The organism is Enterobacter kobei, assembly GCF_001729765.1.
In the GTDB taxonomy this organism is placed as follows: Bacteria; Pseudomonadota; Gammaproteobacteria; order Enterobacterales; family Enterobacteriaceae; genus Enterobacter; species Enterobacter kobei.
This window is the reverse complement of sequence record NZ_CP017181.1, coordinates 1,788,378-1,805,293: the sequence shown is the minus strand read 5'-3', so window position 1 is coordinate 1,805,293 and position 16,916 is coordinate 1,788,378. Positions and strand designations below refer to the sequence as shown.

Genomic DNA, 16,916 nt, shown 5'->3' with positions numbered 1-16,916 from the left:
ATGCCCGGCTTATTTGTAGATGACAGCCGTGCCGTGCAGCGTGTTAGGACCGGTCACAGAGGTGATGCGGTAGGATTTTGCACCCATTGCTTCCGCTTTTTGTGCCAGCTGATCTTCCAGTGAACCCAGGTTAGTCCCGGCAGACGCAGAGATCGTCCCGACTTTATGCTGATCGGCTGGCGTTGACTGAACTTGTACAGCAGCAAAGCTTGCGAAAGAAAGTGAACTCAGTACGGCTGCAGCGATGAGGGTTTTTACGTTTTTCATGATGTTTACCTTTGGCAGATGAATTTGGAGGTCGTTAGCGATTTAGTTAACGATCGATAGGTAAATCATAAATGTGATCCAGCTCACGCGTCAACACAATTTTATAACGAGCATTAATTAATTTTTAAAGTCGTTAATTTTCATACATATATGATTAATTTATTTTTAAGCATTCTGCACTGGTGGTGGGTTGCGTTTATTTTTATAATGGTTATTCAACAAATCAACAGAGGACCAACGGCAAATGACAACCGACGTCACGAGTTGTGCGAAGAAAAGCCGTGGCCGACCAAAAGTGTTTGACAGGGATGCAGCGCTTGATAAGGCCATGACTCTCTTCTGGCAACATGGGTATGAAGCGACCTCGCTTTCCGATCTGGTAGAAGCCACCGGCGCCAAAGCACCGACGCTCTATGCTGAATTTACCAACAAAGAGGGGCTGTTCAGGGCAGTGCTGGACAGATACATTTCGCGCTTTGCAGCGAAACACGAAGCCCAGCTGTTTTGTGAAGAGAAAAGCGTTGAACAGGCGCTACGGGATTACTTCACCGCCGTTGCCACCTGCTTCACCAGTAAAGATACACCCGCGGGCTGCTTTATGATTAACACCTCCGCCACCCTGGCGGCAGCGTCGAAAGAGATCGCCAATACGGTGAAATCGCGTCATGCCATGCAGGAAGAGACCCTCAGCGCATTTCTGGCTCAACGCCAGCAGCGCGGTGAAATTCCCGCGCATTGTCAGCCGCAGATGCTGGCGCAGTACCTGAGCTGTATTTTGCAGGGTATGTCGATCAGCGCGCGTGAAGGCGCGACGCTGGAAAAACTGCAGAATATAACCGAAACCACACTACGCTTGTGGCCTGAACTCCTCAAAATTTGAGGTAAAAAAAAGCTCCTCAGCCTGAGCGCTTGAGGAGCTAAGTTCAGAGAACATCTTTTTTACACTTTGTTATTCAGTACCAGCTGGCCATTTCCATCCAGTGGGATTTGCGTTCCTGGGTCTTTATCCATACGGATTTTGCCCTGCTGATCGCCAATTTTGTAGGTCACGTCATAACCCAGCATTTTCTCCGACTTGTCATAGACGGTTTTACAACGCTGCTGAGTCGTGGTGTAAGTATCGTTATCCTGCATCGCACCCTGCACCTGGTTGCCGGCATAGCCGCCACCCAGCGCACCAACGACGGTCGCGACATCTTTACCCCGGCCACCGCCAAACTGGTGACCAATTACCCCACCCGCTACTGCACCCAGAACAGAGCCGGCAATACGGTTTTCATCCTGTACCGGACGACGGTGGGTCACGGAGACGTTACGGCACTCCTGACGAGGGGTTTTTACGGTTTCTTTAATGGGAGTAGCAGAAACCACCTGCGCATACTGCGGGCCGCGATCTAATACGTTGAGACTGGCAACAGCAGCCACACCTAACGCCGCTGCGACACCAATCCCTATACCCGCCAACATAGATTTATTCACGGGACTTCCTCCTTTGTTGCTATTGGTAACAATTTTGCAATGAAGCCACGGCTTCGCCAATAAGACAAAGGATCAAAAAGTGGACACTGGAGAGGGATATATCATGTTTAGGAGAACTCTTAAGCACCTAATCCATGACGGGCAGCATGATATGCTAAAAACTCCCTCCGGAGGGCCCGGAGGGAGTGAAAGATTAGTGGAGTTTAAGACGCGGACGGATGACGCGGTTGATTCTGCCCACCAGCATCATCAGACCCGTTTTGAAGTAGCCGTGCAGTGCGATCTGGTGCATACGGTACAGTGAAATATAGACAAAGCGTGCTATGCGCCCTTCTACCATCATCGAGCCACGCATCAGGTTACCCATCAGGCTACCGACGGTAGAGAAGTTGGACAGCGATACCAGAGAGCCGTGGTCTTTATAGACATACGTCTTCATCGGTTTGCCTTTGTACTGCGCCAGAATATTATGCAGCACCAGGCTTGCCATCTGGTGTGCAGCCTGAGCACGCGGCGGCACGAAGCCACCTTCAGGGCGCGCGCAGGAAGCACAGTCGCCAATCGCAAAGATTTCCGGGTCGCGCGTGGTTTGCAGCGTTGGCTCCGTCACCAGCTGGTTAATGCGGTTCGTTTCCAGACCACCGATATCTTTCATAAAATCAGGCGCTTTGATACCTGCCGCCCAGACCATCAGATCCGCTTTGATGTACTCGCCGTCTTTGGTGTGCAGACCGCCTTCGTCGGCGCTGGTCACCATCGTCTGTGTCAGCACCCGCACACCCAGTTTGGTGAGTTCATTGTGCGCCGCACCGGAGATACGCGGAGGCAGCGCCGGGAGGATGCGTTCACCGGCTTCGACCAGCGTGACGTTCAGCGCGTCGTTTGTTAACCCTTTATAGCCGTAGCTGTGCAGCTGTTTCACCGCATTGTGCAGCTCAGCAGAGAGCTCTACCCCCGTTGCCCCGCCGCCGACAATGGCAATGTTAACCTTGCCATTCGCACCCATGTTATTGGTGTACTTCAGGAACAGGTTCAGCATCTCCTGATGGAAACGACGTGCCTGGTGCGGGTTATCAAGGAAGATACAGTGCTCTTTCACGCCCGGCGTGTTGAAATCGTTAGAGGTACTGCCCAGCGCCATTACCAGCGTGTCATACGCCAGTTTGCGTTCAGGAACCAGCAGCTCGCCTTTTTCATCACGCAGCTCTGCCAGGGTGATGGTTTTGCTTTCACGGTTGATATCCACCACGGAACCCAGCTGGAACTGGAAATGGTGATTGCGTGCGTGCGCCAGATAGCTCAGCGCGTCCACGCCCTCATCCAGCGATCCGGTCGCCACTTCGTGCAGCAACGGTTTCCACAGGTGACTGTGGTTACGATCCACCAGCGTGATTTTGGCTTTTTTACCGCGACCCAGCTTCTTACCCAATTGTGTGGCCAGCTCCAGCCCGCCAGCACCACCGCCTACAATCACTATCTTTTTCAATGGCGTAGTCAACGTGACCCCCTCAAATTATTAACCAATTGTTAATTAAAAGTTATAAAAATAACCCTTAATTAACAACAGGTTACAGCACTGAAACCATTCAGGTGAATTGAGAATACCACGTCAGGCGCATTGGTCATACCAAAATTGATATGCATCAAGTTTTGATGGCTTAAAAGTAGACAATTCTGGACAAAAAGAAACCCGGTACGCATTAGCGACCGGGTTCCGGAGGTGACTGACTGTGACTTAGCCCAGCGTTTTAAAGGCTTTTATGCGCTGCAGATGTGGGGAGATGTTCTTGAACTTATGGGTCTGTTCTTCATCCCAGACAATCTCATAGTAATGATGCAGAAGCTCCGCAGCCCGTTGGCTGTTGAGCGCCTCATCATTACGCGAAAGGATCACCAGACACCGGTCGCGGTTTTTATCGCGAAAATTACTGACGCACTTGGTGGCAATATCGACGTACTCTTCCGGGCGGTCAATTTTGCCTTCCATGTTCTCATTCGGGAAAAGGTTAGGATTAAATACAACCTGGCGAATGTCGCACAGAAAACCAATCCGCTCTGCCCAGTAGCCACCCAGGCCCACGCCGCAAATCAGCGGGCGATCGTCGATATTAAGCTGCAGCATCTTGTCCACTTCTTTGAGCAGATGCTGCATATCATGCTTCGGATGGCGCGTGCTGTAGCTGATCAACCGGACATCGGGATCGATAAACTGCAGCTGCAACACCTTCTCATGATTACCTGGACTGTTTGAGTCAAAACCGTGTAAATAGATGATCATTGTCTTCTCACCATGCTACGCCTTCCGGGAGGGATTACAGGCTGGCTTTGTGCGCCTGCCAGCGCTCATTCAGGTCTTCAAGCCGGGCGTTGACCGTCTTCCAGCGCGCCGAATCCATCAGATCCTGACGGCTAAATGAACCTTTATGATACAATTGTGTAACACGCTCTGCATTGATCGGCGACAGGTTATCCAGCACGCTAACAGCCCCTTTACGATTATTGCAGACCAGGATCATATCGCAACCTGCGTCCAGCGACGCCTGACCGCGTTCTGCATAGCTGCCCATAATTGCCGCCCCTTCCATCGACAAATCGTCGGAGAAAATCACGCCATTGAAACCCAGCTCCTGGCGCAATACGGTTTTCAGCCAGTGCGGAGAGCCACTGGCCGGCCGCGGGTCGACGTCGCTGTAAATCACGTGGGCAGGCATGATAGCGTCAAGTTTGTTATCGGTGATAAGTGAACGGAACACCGACATATCTTTGGCACGAATTTCCGCTTCCGGGCGCGGATCGCGCGGGGTCTCTTTGTGGGAATCCGCCGTCACGGCCCCGTGGCCCGGGAAGTGTTTGCCGGTGGTTTTCATACCTGCATCGTGCATCCCGTCGATAAATCGGGTCGCCATTGCCAGCGCAATACGCGGATCTTCATGGTATGAGCGCTCGCCAATAGCGGCGCTGATATGGCCCACATCAAGTACCGGGGCAAAACTGATATCGATATCCATGGCTATCATCTCGCAGGCCATCAGCCAGCCCGCTTCCTGCGCCAGTTTGCCCCCCTCTTCCGTACCGAGCAGCGCGGCAAAAGACTGGGCAGCCGGCAAACGGGTAAAACCGTCGCGAAAACGCTGCACGCGTCCACCTTCCTGATCGACGGCCACCACCAGATGATTGCGCGATGCCGCGCGGATCTGACGCACCAGTTCACGCAACTGCGCCGGATCGTGATAGTTGCGGGTAAACAGGATCAGGCCGCCAACCAGCGGATGCGCCAGAATGTCACGCTCCTCCGCATCCAGCTCAAACCCTTCAACATTCAACATGACTGGACCCACACTCACCTCTCTTATCCTTTCGTTTGTAACTGACGCCAGGCATCGTTTGCCAGCGCAATAAATTGTTTTTCTCTGGACTGCTGAAGGCGCATTTCAAACCAGCCCGCCATCAGCATAATGACCCAGGGTCGCCAGCGTCTCACCTGACGAGCCAGCGCGTCGGCGTCAATATGCGCTACTCTGGCATACTCTCTGATGAGCGTCAGCCGCGCGGCGTCACTTTCCGTCCAGACCGCGGCCAACTCCAGCGCCACATCGCCGTCTCCGGCATATTCCCAGTCAATAAGTCTGGCTCCTCCTGACGTATGCACAATGTTCCCGGCGTGCACATCCATATGTAACGGTGAGAGCCGAATCGGTTGCGGCTCGCCCGCTTTACGCAGCCGTTTGAGATGCGCAAGCCAGACTGGGGTACGTCTTTTCGGGGAGGCTTGCTGCCAGTAGTGCTCAAGCAGCGGAAGTAACGCGATTCGCCACCCCAGACGCTGTTGCTGGTGCAGATGATACAGCATCGCCGCGAGCTCCGGGGTGTCCGGCAGCGCGCTTTTCACCTCGCCCTCAAGATAGTCGACGGCCATCCAGCCCTGTCGGAAAAAACGGGGTTCCGGCACGAGATCCGACGGAAGACGTCTGAGGGCACGAAACTGACGACGAAAATGGAAAGCGGGCGCGAAGGGATCGTGATTATGCCGTAAGACCAGACGGTGCGCACCCTGCTCCAGAATACAACTCGCGCCGCCAAGCCCGGAGTGGGCCTGCGGCGCGATAAGGCGGTACTGCGGAAAATAGCGCGTCAGGATCGCATCACGCGTGCTGTCATTGTTGCGTAACCGCACCTTTACCTGACCAGATAATTTCGCCTGTCTGAACCAGCATCAGCTGCATCTGCAGGGCTGGGGTATTCACGTTGCCGGTCGCATTAGAGTACAGCACATACTGGGCGCCAACGTTGCGGGCAATCCCAATCGCCTTGCTGCGGGTGCCGAGGCTATCCTGCGGCGACAGGCCGAGTTGCTGTTTGGCCACCGCAAGCTGCTGAGCAGAGACCAGCGTAAACTTGCCGTTGTTCGCCAGGGCATTGCGCAGGGTTTCCGTCGCTTCGCCCGCGTTCAGCGAACCGTTAGTACGGTTGTTAACGCTGTCGACCAGCAGCACGCCGCCTGCCGTCACGCCCTGTGCCTGCAGCATTTTACCGACCATCGGTTGCATTGCACCGTTCCAGTCATAATGGCGCACGCGCGGCGTAGGCTGTGACGTCTGGTCCGGGTGCTCAATTGGACCAGGCTGTGACGGAATGGACGGTACAGACGGCACGGTTGGCTGTGGCTCCGTTGGCGTTGTCGGCTGCTCAGTACCCGGTTTAGCCTCTTCTACAGGTGCAGGCTGTTCAGTACGGGTCACACACCCTGCCAGAAACAGAGCGAAAGCTGTCACGAGAGCATAACGGCTCAAATTTTTAATCAAAGTTCACCCCTTACAGATAAAGATAAAGTCTTACCTTATGTGCACCCAAATAGCTGGCGCTGTCATAGATCGTTACCGACGACCTCGCCGGAAGGGTGACGCTGCGCGGCGCCTCCAGCGGATGCATTTCAAGACCTCTTACGTCATACCAGAAAAAACGGTAGTGGACCGTCACGGGTTCATTTCGTTCGTTAAAGAGCGCAGAGGAGGCTGAAGACTTAATTTCACTGACGGTTAACGCGGGCTGTTGCGCCGTAATACCCGCCGCCAGCACGGAGGACTCCATCACCAGCGTCTGTTCATCGCTCACGGGGATCGCCGGGCGCGTGCTGCATCCCACAATCATCATCGTCATTACCAGCGCTGCAATACGCCCTTTAAACATGTCAAAGACCTTTGTGTGCCAGCATCGGCCCCAGAGGACGTCCACCCAGCAGATGCATGTGAATATGATAAACTTCCTGGCCGCCATGACGATTACAGTTCATGATCAGACGGTAACCGTCTTCCGCTATGCCTTCCTGCTCGGCAATTTTCGCCGCCACCGTCAGCATACGACCTAACGCCACTTCGTGCTCGGTTTTTACGTCATTTACGGTCGGAATCAGAATATTGGGAATGATAAGGACGTGCGTGGGTGCCTGGGGGGAAATGTCCCGGAAAGCCGTCACCAGTTCATCCTGATAGACGATATCCGAGGGGATTTCGCGACGGATAATTTTACTGAAAATCGTTTCTTCAGCCATGACCTTTTCCTTTTTTGTAAAATCTGGCGTGGTGCGTCCGCTGATAACACACTCTCGGGAAGACTGTGTGACACAATCCAAGAGTATGAGCGAGTTTCTCCTGTCCTTTCAACCTTCTCCCCCGAATTCTTTCCTGAATCTTCATCAGCTGAATGAAGAGTGACCGCTCAGGCGTATTCACTGGCTGAAACATTATTTCAGTTCCGCTCGACACATCTGTTTACAGCATTAATGGCAATGCGTATATTTCGCATTTGCATTTTCATGCGCATTTTTAACATAGAAAACGACGTCAGACCGCGATCGCGGGACTGATGCTACCAACCTTCACCGTTCTTAAGGGTTTGATCATGTCTTTCAATCATCATACCAGGGATGGGCAACGTCAGCCTGTCGCAACGCCTTCGTTGCTGGCAGCCTGTATTGCTATGGCATTGATGCCAGCCGTGAGTTTTGCTGCCTCCACAGACGAAGATACCGTTGTGGTTGATGGCAGTTTCGATAACGCGCCTGCCTTGTCCGACGGGCAGGATCGGGACTACAGCGTCAAGACCACCACCACCGGGACCAAACTGCTCCTCGTGCCTCGCGATATTCCGCAGTCCGTCAGCGTCATCAGCCAGCAGCCCATGGCGGATCAAAACCTGCAGTCTATCGGCCAGGTGTTAACTAATACCACTGGCGTGACGGCGCAGGTTCAGGACAGCGACCGTACCGTATTTTACTCACGCGGATTCTTCGTGAGTAACTATACGTACGATGACCTGCCGACCTCCATCAGCGAAGTGTGGAACTTCGGCGATACTGCCGCCGATACCGCGATTTATGACCGTATCGAAGTGGTACGCGGCGCAACCGGCCTGATGTCCGGGACGGGAAACCCGGCGGCCTATGTCAATATGGTGCGCAAACATGCAGACAGCAATGAATTCAAAGGTAATGTCAGTGCCAGCTACGGTAGCTGGGATAAACAGCGCTACGTGCTGGATCTGCAGGCGCCGCTGGTGGAGTCCGGCAAGATACGCGGCCGCCTGATTACGGGCTATCAGGATAACGACAGCTTTGTTGATAACTACCACTACCGTAAAAAATTCCTCTACGGCGTGGTGGATGCGGATGTGACCGACAGCACGACCCTTTCTGTCGGCTATGAATACCAGGAAAGCAACACCGAGGATCCGACCTGGGGCGGATTGCCAACCTGGAACAGCGACGGGAGTAAAACCCATTACGATCGTAGCCAGACCGTAGCGCCAAAGTGGGCATATTCGGATAAAGACAACACCCGCATTTTCGCCAACCTGACTCAGCGCTTTGACAACGGCTGGGAAGCCCACATCAACGGCATGCATGCTGATACGAATTTCGACAGCAAACTGATGTATATGTCCGGCTATCCCGATCAAGCGACCGGTGCAGGCATGGTGGGCTATGGTGGCTGGAACAAAGGCGAGCGCAAACAGGATGCGGTTGATGCCTTCCTGCGTGGTGGATTCGATCTCTTTGGCCGTCAGCACGAAATGATGTTTGGCGGCAGCTTCAGCCGCCAGCGCAACCATTATGACAATAGGATGCCGGATGCGTTATACGGCATGGTCGACGTGGGTAATTTCAAAAACTGGAACGGGGATATTGCCGATCCTCAGTGGACGCCATGGAAGCTCTACAGCCAGGACGACATCCGTCAGTCATCGGCCTATACTTCCGCCCGCTTCTCGCTGGCCGATCCGCTGCACCTGATCCTCGGGGCGCGCTATACCAACTATAACATTCGCTATAACCCGGCGGGCTCTCCGGACACCCGTCTGGAAAGTACCAAAGATGACGTCACGCCTTACGCGGGCCTGGTCTACGACATTAATGAAGACTGGTCGACTTACGTCAGCTATACCTCAATCTTCCAGCCTCAGGACAAGCGTAATGCCAGTGGTCGTTACCTCGACCCAACCACGGGTAAAAGCTATGAAGCCGGTGTGAAAGCGGACTGGTTCAATACCCGCCTGACCACCTCGCTGGCAATTTTCCGCATTGAACAGGATAACGTGGCGAGCAACACTTATACCTACATGCCGAGCGGTGAATCCATTTATGAATCGCTGGACGGTGTGGTGAGTAAAGGGATTGAGTTCGAGCTTAACGGCGCGCTGACGGATAACTGGCAGCTAACGTTCGGCGCAACCCGCTACATTGCTGAAGATAAAAACGGCAACGCAGTCAGCTCCGATCAGCCGCGCACAACCATGAAGCTGTTTACCCGTTATCAACTGCCAATGCTGCCAGAACTGACCGTGGGCGGTGGCGTAAACTGGCAGAATAAGGTGTGGACGGATGTGGACGGCGGCCCGGCGGGACAATCCCGCGCAGAGCAAGGCAGTTACGGGCTGGTTAACCTGTTCAGCCGTTATCAGGTCACCAAAGAGTTTGCCGTCCAGGCTAACGTCAACAACCTGTTTGACAAAGAGTATTACGATTACGTCGGCTCTTATGTGGTTTATGGCGCACCGCTGAACGTCTCGGTGAGCGCGAGCTACGACTTCTGAGTGTTTAGCCGGGTGGCGGCTGCGCCTTACCCGGCACAACAAACAGCAGCAATAAAAAAGGCAGCCATTCGGCTGCCTTAGTCTCCCCTGCTCACAGCTTAGCTGTTGCGGATGTACTCATCCATTTCGGTTTTCAGGTTATCGGATTTAGTACCGAAGATTGCCTGAACACCAGAACCTGCAACAACCACGCCCGCTGCGCCCAGTTTTTTCAGACCCGGCTGGTCTACTTTCGCAACATCGGCAACGCTCACACGCAGACGAGTGATACACGCGTCCAGGTTAGTGATGTTCTCTTTGCCACCGAACGCTGCAACCAGGGCCGGAGCCATTTCGCTGGTCACACCTGCTTTGCTGTCTTCAGTTGCATCTTCACGGCCTGGGGTTTTCAGGTCCAGTGCTTTGATCAGCACGCGGAAGATGGTGTAGTAGACAACGGCATAGCACGCACCCACGATTGGGAACAGCCACAGTTTGCTGCTGTTACCGGACAGAACGATAAAGTCGATCAGACCGTGAGAGAAGGACGTACCGTCACGCATACCCAGCAGGATACAGATTGGGAACGCCAGACCCGCCAGAATCGCGTGGATAACGTACAGAATCGGCGCAACGAACATGAAGGAGAACTCGATCGGCTCGGTGATACCGGTCAGGAAAGAGGTCAGCGCTGCGGAGATCATGATACCGCCCACTTTTGCACGGTTCTCTGGTTTAGCAGAGTGCCAGATTGCAATCGCAGCTGCCGGCAGGCCGTACATTTTGAACAGGAAGCCACCAGACAGTTTGCCTGCAGTTGGATCACCTGCCATGTAACGTGGGATATCACCGTGGAATACCTGGCCTGCTGCGTTGGTGAATTCACCAATCTGCATCTGGAATGGAACGTTCCAGATGTGGTGCAGACCGAATGGCACCAGGCAACGCTCGATGAAGCCGTAGATACCAAACGCAACAACCGGGTTCTGGTAAGCAGCCCACTGAGAGAAGGTCTGGATCGCGGAACCGATTGGTGGCCAGATGAAGGACAGGATCACGCCAGTGAAAATCGCTGCCAGACCAGAGATGATCGGAACGAAACGCTTGCCCGCGAAGAAGCCCAGATACTCAGGCAGCTTGATGCGATAGAAGCGGTTAAACATATACGCTGCAATCGCACCGGAGATGATACCGCCCAGAACACCGGTGTCTGCCAGGTGTTTCGCGGCAATCTCTTCTGCCGGTAAATGCAGAACCAGAGGCGCAACCACAGCCATGGTTTTCACCATGATGCCGTAGGCAACCACTGCAGCCAGCGCAGAAACGCCGTCGTTATTGGTGAAGCCCAGCGCCACACCGATCGCGAAGATCAGAGGCATGTTAGCAAAGACGGAACCGCCTGCTTCGGCCATCACATGGGAAACTACGGCTGGCAGCCAGCTGAAGTTTGCAGAACCGACACCCAGCAGGATACCTGCGATAGGCAGTACGGATACTGGCAGCATCAGCGATTTACCGACCTTTTGCAGGTTAGCAAATGCATTCTTAAACATAATTGAGAGTGCTCCTGAGTATTTGTGCTTTTTTTACGCTTTCACGCATTGGCCCGGGGGGAGTACCGTGCCGTGGACAGGACATCTAAGCGCCCTTTATTTATTACACAGAGTAAAATAATTCCCTCTGGGATTGTTTGACGGCTATCACGTTTCAGCTTAAGACGGACGAAAAACTTGCAGTTATTTACAAAAAGCATGTCTGGATGTGTCTAAATACATCCTCACCGCCCCAAATGAGGCGGTGAACTTTACTCGTTTTGTTTATTAATTACGAGCCTAAAAAAAACAGGTGTATCAGACAGATTGCAGGCGGGCGGGGTCGATATTGAACAGCGCAGAGAAGTTTTCCGTCGTGACGCGGGCCAGCTCTTCGATGCTGACGCCTTTAAGCACGGCCATGTATTCCGCAACGTCTCGCGTCATGGCTGGCTGGTTCTCTTTCCCGCGATGCGGTACCGGTGCCAGATACGGAGAGTCTGTTTCTACCAGAATGCGGTCGAGCGGAACATAACGCGCAGCATCACGCAGCTGCTCTGCATTACGGAACGTCACGATCCCGGAAAACGAAATATAAAACCCTAGATCAAGCAGTTTACCCGCCGTTTCTCTGTCTTCTGTGAAACAGTGTAGTACGCCACCGCAATCCGTCACCTTTTCTTCCTGGAGGATCGCCAGCGTATCGGCGCGTGCATCACGGGTATGCACGATGACCGGTTTGTTCAGCTCGCGGCCAATGCGGATATGGTTGCGGAAAGATTCCTGCTGGCGCGGTTTCGTTTCTGGCGTGTAAAAATAGTCCAGCCCGGTTTCACCCATCGCCACGACGCCCTCTTCCGCAGCCAGTCGGCGTAACTCATCAACATCGTACGCTTCATCCTGGTTCAGCGGATGCACGCCGCAGGAGAACACCACGTTATCGCGAACGCCCACCAGCTCACGCATGGCGCGGTACCCCGGCAACGTCGTCGCCACGGCAAGACAAAATTTCACATCGCGGGCAGCGGCTTTTGCCAGCACGTCATCCACGTCATTGTGAAGGGATTGATAATCCAGGCCATCAAGATGGCAGTGTGAGTCGACTAAAAACATAATGTCTCTCTCAGAGATGGGAAACAGGCGGCGTAACGCCTGGTTGCAGGTAATGTTCAATACGCAGTAACTGGTCGGTCAGTAACAGCTCGCGATTAAGACCCGTTACGGTTAAAAGCTGTTCCCGGCTTTCGCAGATATCATGAAGGATAGCGTGCAAGGACGTTCCTGAAAGGCGGCTCGCCAGCAGGTTCACCAGTGGCCACGCGTCCGGGTTTGTCAGTAGCGTTGCCCGCTGCTGGAGCTTTAGCGCATCCAAAAGTAAGGACGCCAGCCAGTGCAAACGCTCAACGGCCCGATCGCTATTCAGTGCAGGCAGCAAGCTCAACCAGTCCTGGCTGTTGAGCGAAGCCTCGACGGCCTTACAGAGCGTTTCTCGCTGCGACCAGACATCGGGTTGCAGTAATGCCAGCGCCGCTGCGGGCGCGCCGCTGCTCAGGCGAAGCGCAGAGAGCGCACCTTCCTGTGACGTTGTCACCTCGCGTTCTAGCCAGCTCAATGACCATGATTCCTGGGGCACCGCAAGGTGATGAAGACGACAGCGGCTGCGCAACGTTGCCACCAATCGGCCCGGATCGCGGCATGAGAGGAAGAACCATGTTTTCTCCGGCGGCTCTTCCAGCGTTTTGAGCAGCGCGTTAGCCGCCGCCTCGGTCAGTAATGCAGCGTCGTTGAGCCAGACGACTTTCGCCCCGCCCAGTCGCGCATGTTCGTACAGTTTTTCACTGACTTCACGCACGGCATCAATACCGAGCGCGCTTTTGCCCTTCTCAGGCGCCAGCGTGTAATAGTCAGGATGCGTGCCCGCCTGCATCAGCTGGCAGCCACGGCATTTCCCGCAGCTTTTGTGCCCTTCAGGCTGCTGGCACATCAGGAAACGGGTAATGGCGTAAATTAGCGCATCATCCCCCATCCCCGGCAATGCCTGAATCAGTAACGCATGATGCCCCCGACCGGCCTGATAGCTGTTGATCAGCTGTTCAAAGTGCGGGCGCAACCATGGATACCATTTCATGCCTGCTGCTCCTGTAGCCACTGCGTAACGGTCTGCTGGATGTCTTGCGTGACGTCTTCCAGCGATTGCGTCGCATCGATGGTACGAATTGAGCTGTCCTGCGCGGCCAGCTCAAGATAGCGTGCGCGGGTGCGGTTAAAGAAATCAAAGGACTCTTGTTCAATGCGATCCAGCTCGCCGCGCGCGCGGGCGCGTTTGAGGCCCACTTCCGGAGTGACATCCAGATAGAGCGTCAGGTCCGGGCGAAAATCACCCAATACGGCATTACGCAGCGTTGCCAGCATTGTCTGGTCAATACCGCGTCCCCCGCCCTGATACGCCTGAGTGGACAGATCGTGACGGTCGCCGATCACCCACTTGCCATCGGCCAGGGCGGGTTTAATCACCGTCTCAACCAACTGGACGCGGGCCGCATAGAACATCAGCACTTCGGCTTTGTCAGTGATAACTTCGTCGCCAACAGATTTGATATCCAGCACCAGGCTGCGCAGTTTCTCAGCCAGCTGAGTGCCGCCTGGCTCTCGGGTGAAGACCATGTCAGTGACGCCAAGCGCGTTCAGCGTTTCCACCACTACGTCGCGAGCGGTGGTTTTCCCCGCGCCTTCGAGTCCCTCAATGACGATGTATTTACTGCGCATTTTTTTCCTTAAGTGCCTTCAGATAGTCCTGAACAGAGCGATTATGACTGACAAGGTTGGTGTTAAAGGTATGCCCCCCTTTTCCGTCAGCCACAAAATAGAGATACGGTGTTTTGGCCGGATGCGCGGCGGCTTTAAGCGACGCCTCGCTCGGCGTTGCAATCGGGCCCGGCGGCAGGCCGTTAATGACGTAGGTATTATACGCCGTTGGCGTCTCGAGATCTTTCCTCGAAATCTTTCCGTTGTAGCGCTCGCCCATGCCGTAAATAACGGTAGGATCGGTTTGCAGACGCATGCCAATGCGAAGACGGTTGATAAATACCGACGCGACCCGATCGCGCTCGGCAGCAACGGCAGTCTCTTTCTCGATGATCGAAGCCATGGTCACGAACTGGTTTTGATCTTTATAGGGCAGCCCTTCCATACGCCTTTCCCAGGCGGAATCGACTGCCGCGACCATCTTTTTGTGCGCCCGTTTAAGAATTGCGACATCCGTCGTGCCCGCGGTGTACATCCAGGTGTCCGGCCAGAACCAGCCTTCCACCCACTCAGGATGCTCAAATTTCAGCACCCCGGCGACCGTCTCGTAACGATCATCTTTCAGAGTGTGCTTGATATAGGGTGCATCACGCAGCTGTTTCAGGTAATCGCTCAGTCGCATTCCTTCGACAAAACGCAGCGGGAACTGCGCTTCTTTGCCACTTTCCAGCAGCTGCAGCATCTCCCTGACGGTCATGCCGGGCGTAAAACGATAGGTACCGGCCTTGAAGTGAGACAGTTCCGGCTCGATACGCAGTAACCACTGGAACACGCGCGGGCGGTTGATGATTTTATCGCTGTAAAGCTGTTCGCCCAGCGCCATCCGCCCGGTACCGGCTTTAAGGGTAAAAATCGTCTCGTCTTTAATGAGGATCTTACTGTCCGCCAGCTGGAAAACTTTCCATACACCGACGCCGGCGGCAGCGCCGAGGACAACCAACAGTAACAGAACAAGGCGTAACAGTTTCATCATGCTAATCGGACGACTCACAAATTGGGGCTAAATAGTGGTAAAGTTCGCGCGCGGGCCACTCTCGCTCTGCGTAGCGCTGTACGGGGACAACCGGCATTAGCGCGTTGCAGATAAGCACTTCATCAGCCTGCGCGAGCGCCGTTAGCGGCGCATTCACTTCGACAACGCGATACGCGGTCAGTGCCAGTTGGGCGATAATAAACTGCCGCATAATGCCGTTTACGCCCGCCTGATCGAGGCGTGGGGTAAAGACATCCTGCCCACAGCGCCAGAACAGATTTGCGGCACAGCATTCCGTAAGCCACCCATCGCTGTCAAGGACAAGGGCTTCATCGGCATCCGTCTGCTCAAGATGAGAACGAATCAACACCTGCTCAAGGCGGTTGAGGTGCTTCATTCCTGCAAGATAAGGGTTGCGACCCAAGGGGATCGGGCTGAGAGCAAGCGTTACGCCGGTTTCTTTCCAGCGTGCGTAATGCGTTGGGTATTCAGAAACGCTCAGGATGCGCACCGGTTGCTGACAGCCTGCGGGGCTATAGCCGCGACCGCCAGCTCCACGCGTGATAACAACCTTTAACACCCCGTCACCCTGCTTTTGCGCCATATCCCGCATTTCCGCAGCAAGGGTTTCCCATGCATCAAACGGGATAGCCAACCTTGTGCAGGCCGTCTGCAAACGTGTCAGATGGTGGCTGAAAAGTGAAACAACGCCGCCGCTAATTCGAGCAGTGGTAAAACAACCATCCCCAAACTGAACGCTACGATCGTTCACATCTAACTTTTTTTGTAACTCACCATTAATTAGATACATTCACCCTCCATATAAATACCTGACTAGGGTGGCAGGTGAAAGAGGATATCGCAAGTCTGTTATCTTCGAATAAATGTAAAAAAGCACAGGAAGGTTGGGCGCGCCTACGCCTGTATACATGAGAGAAATGCTATTCATCTATTAATGAATAAATGAAATATTATTCACGGAGAGGATTATTAAAGTTAAATTAAAAACACTCATTAGATATAGTTTATAGTTCATATTTTAGCACATAGATATAATCCCCCATGTGAATACCCAAGTGCGCAAGATAGTTTTAAAAACACAAGACAATGTTTCTTGCTGAAAACTATCGAGCATCATCACATCGTGTGCCATGAGTACTCACCTGTGTTTTATATCAATCACACTCTTCAAGGACATTATCAATGAAAGGAAAAGTAGCGGCTGTTGCCTTAATCACTACACTCGGAATGGTTTCTGCCGCGCAGGCCGATGATGGACAGGTAAATTTCACCGGTAATATCATCGAGCAAGGTTGTAAAATTGACACCACCATGACCGCACCGCAGACCGTCAAGTTAGGTGATATCGCTAAAACTGCTCTGCCAGAGGCTGGTTCCGTTGCCGCGAATACTCGCTTTACTCTGAAACTGTCTGAGTGCCCGGCAGACCTGAAAGGCAAAGCTGTTGTTGTGAAATACACCGGCAAACCAGACGCCACTAATAATGACTATCTGGAAGTCACCGGCGCAGGCACCACTGGCGTTGCCAAAGGCGTTGCTATTCAGTTGCTGAACGGCGACGGCACCGCGTTACCGCTGGCAACCGCATCTAAAGCAGCGACCATCGATGCGACTGCTGGCACCGCTACCATGAATTTCAGCGCACAGTATATCGCAACTGCCGCTACCGTTGAGGCGGGTTCCGCTAACGGTACCGCTAACTTTACGCTGGCATACAATTAATCATCGCGCGATAAATTTCCGCCTTTGGCTATAAGCAATGCCGGGGCTTC

At 53.7% G+C, this 16,916-nt stretch carries 18 protein-coding genes; 3 read left to right on the top strand and 15 right to left on the bottom strand.

The features are described from left to right. Positions 1-9 precede the first annotated feature (9 nt). Positions 10-267: a multiple stress resistance protein BhsA gene (gene bhsA, locus BFV64_RS08650; RefSeq protein WP_023332711.1), complete on the bottom strand. Its 258-nt coding sequence runs from the start codon at positions 265-267 to the stop codon at positions 10-12. A gap of 244 nt (positions 268-511) precedes the next feature. On the opposite strand from bhsA, the gene comR reads away from it, so the two are divergent. After that, entirely contained in the window at positions 512-1,147 is a 636-nt protein-coding gene (comR, locus tag BFV64_RS08645; protein WP_014883400.1) for a TetR family copper-responsive transcriptional repressor ComR, read from the top strand. A gap of 59 nt (positions 1,148-1,206) precedes the next feature. On the opposite strand, the gene BFV64_RS08640 is transcribed toward comR, so the two are convergent. The 8 genes from BFV64_RS08640 to hinT all read right to left on the bottom strand — a co-directional run bounded on the left by BFV64_RS08640 (position 1,207) and on the right by hinT (position 7,294). Further along, on the bottom strand, positions 1,207-1,746 hold the full coding sequence (locus BFV64_RS08640) for a glycine zipper 2TM domain-containing protein (RefSeq protein WP_008500779.1): 540 nt from the start codon (positions 1,744-1,746) through the stop codon (positions 1,207-1,209). Between the two features lie 193 nt (positions 1,747-1,939). Beyond that, positions 1,940-3,244 (bottom strand): NAD(P)/FAD-dependent oxidoreductase, encoded by a 1,305-nt coding sequence (locus BFV64_RS08635; protein WP_023337096.1) that lies wholly within the window; start codon positions 3,242-3,244, stop codon positions 1,940-1,942. 237 nt (positions 3,245-3,481) lie between these two features. Continuing rightward, the gene (gene ycfP / locus BFV64_RS08630; protein ID WP_045282234.1) at positions 3,482-4,024 is read right to left on the bottom strand and encodes an alpha/beta hydrolase YcfP; all 543 of its coding nucleotides are present in this window, start codon (positions 4,022-4,024) and stop codon (positions 3,482-3,484) included. A 34-nt stretch (positions 4,025-4,058) separates the two neighbouring features. Then, on the bottom strand, positions 4,059-5,084 hold the full coding sequence (gene nagZ, locus BFV64_RS08625) for a beta-N-acetylhexosaminidase (protein WP_045282245.1): 1,026 nt from the start codon (positions 5,082-5,084) through the stop codon (positions 4,059-4,061). Positions 5,085-5,095: 11 nt separating this feature from the next. Beyond that, the gene (gene thiK, locus BFV64_RS08620; protein WP_045282235.1) at positions 5,096-5,920 is read right to left on the bottom strand and encodes a thiamine kinase; all 825 of its coding nucleotides are present in this window, start codon (positions 5,918-5,920) and stop codon (positions 5,096-5,098) included. Continuing rightward, on the bottom strand, positions 5,901-6,548 hold the full coding sequence (gene lpoB, locus BFV64_RS08615; protein ID WP_014883395.1) for a penicillin-binding protein activator LpoB: 648 nt from the start codon (positions 6,546-6,548) through the stop codon (positions 5,901-5,903). Before lpoB ends, thiK begins: the two co-directional genes overlap by 20 nt. Before the next feature lie 10 nt (positions 6,549-6,558). After that, the gene (locus BFV64_RS08610) at positions 6,559-6,933 is read right to left on the bottom strand and encodes a YcfL family putative periplasmic lipoprotein (protein WP_023332707.1); all 375 of its coding nucleotides are present in this window, start codon (positions 6,931-6,933) and stop codon (positions 6,559-6,561) included. A gap of 1 nt (position 6,934) precedes the next feature. Beyond that, positions 6,935-7,294, bottom strand: coding sequence for a purine nucleoside phosphoramidase (hinT, locus tag BFV64_RS08605; RefSeq protein WP_008500786.1), 360 nt, complete (start codon positions 7,292-7,294; stop codon positions 6,935-6,937). Positions 7,295-7,644: 350 nt separating this feature from the next. Here hinT and fhuE point away from each other — a divergent pair, with 350 nt between their 5' ends. Next, the gene (gene fhuE / locus BFV64_RS08600; protein ID WP_069601920.1) at positions 7,645-9,834 is read left to right on the top strand and encodes a ferric-rhodotorulic acid/ferric-coprogen receptor FhuE; all 2,190 of its coding nucleotides are present in this window, start codon (positions 7,645-7,647) and stop codon (positions 9,832-9,834) included. A 98-nt stretch (positions 9,835-9,932) separates the two neighbouring features. Here the strand turns inward: fhuE and ptsG are convergent, their stop codons facing one another. From ptsG to pabC, 6 genes are all read right to left on the bottom strand, one after another. Continuing rightward, complete coding sequence (ptsG, locus tag BFV64_RS08595) at positions 9,933-11,366, bottom strand: PTS glucose transporter subunit IIBC (RefSeq protein WP_014883391.1); 1,434 nt, start codon at positions 11,364-11,366, stop codon at positions 9,933-9,935. Between the two features lie 297 nt (positions 11,367-11,663). Continuing rightward, entirely contained in the window at positions 11,664-12,458 is a 795-nt protein-coding gene (locus tag BFV64_RS08590) for a metal-dependent hydrolase (protein WP_045282237.1), read from the bottom strand. 10 nt (positions 12,459-12,468) lie between these two features. After that, positions 12,469-13,473 (bottom strand): DNA polymerase III subunit delta', encoded by a 1,005-nt coding sequence (gene holB / locus BFV64_RS08585; protein ID WP_045282238.1) that lies wholly within the window; start codon positions 13,471-13,473, stop codon positions 12,469-12,471. Further along, the gene (gene tmk, locus BFV64_RS08580) at positions 13,470-14,111 is read right to left on the bottom strand and encodes a dTMP kinase (protein WP_014883388.1); all 642 of its coding nucleotides are present in this window, start codon (positions 14,109-14,111) and stop codon (positions 13,470-13,472) included. The genes holB and tmk overlap by 4 nt, the downstream gene beginning before the upstream one ends. Beyond that, positions 14,101-15,123: a cell division protein YceG gene (gene yceG, locus BFV64_RS08575; RefSeq protein WP_045282239.1), complete on the bottom strand. Its 1,023-nt coding sequence runs from the start codon at positions 15,121-15,123 to the stop codon at positions 14,101-14,103. The genes tmk and yceG overlap by 11 nt, the downstream gene beginning before the upstream one ends. A 1-nt stretch (position 15,124) precedes the next feature. Beyond that, the gene (gene pabC, locus BFV64_RS08570) at positions 15,125-15,934 is read right to left on the bottom strand and encodes an aminodeoxychorismate lyase (protein ID WP_014883386.1); all 810 of its coding nucleotides are present in this window, start codon (positions 15,932-15,934) and stop codon (positions 15,125-15,127) included. Positions 15,935-16,326: 392 nt separating this feature from the next. Here pabC and BFV64_RS08565 point away from each other — a divergent pair, with 392 nt between their 5' ends. Continuing rightward, on the top strand, positions 16,327-16,866 hold the full coding sequence (locus tag BFV64_RS08565; RefSeq protein ID WP_014883385.1) for a fimbrial protein: 540 nt from the start codon (positions 16,327-16,329) through the stop codon (positions 16,864-16,866). Positions 16,867-16,916 lie beyond the last annotated feature (50 nt).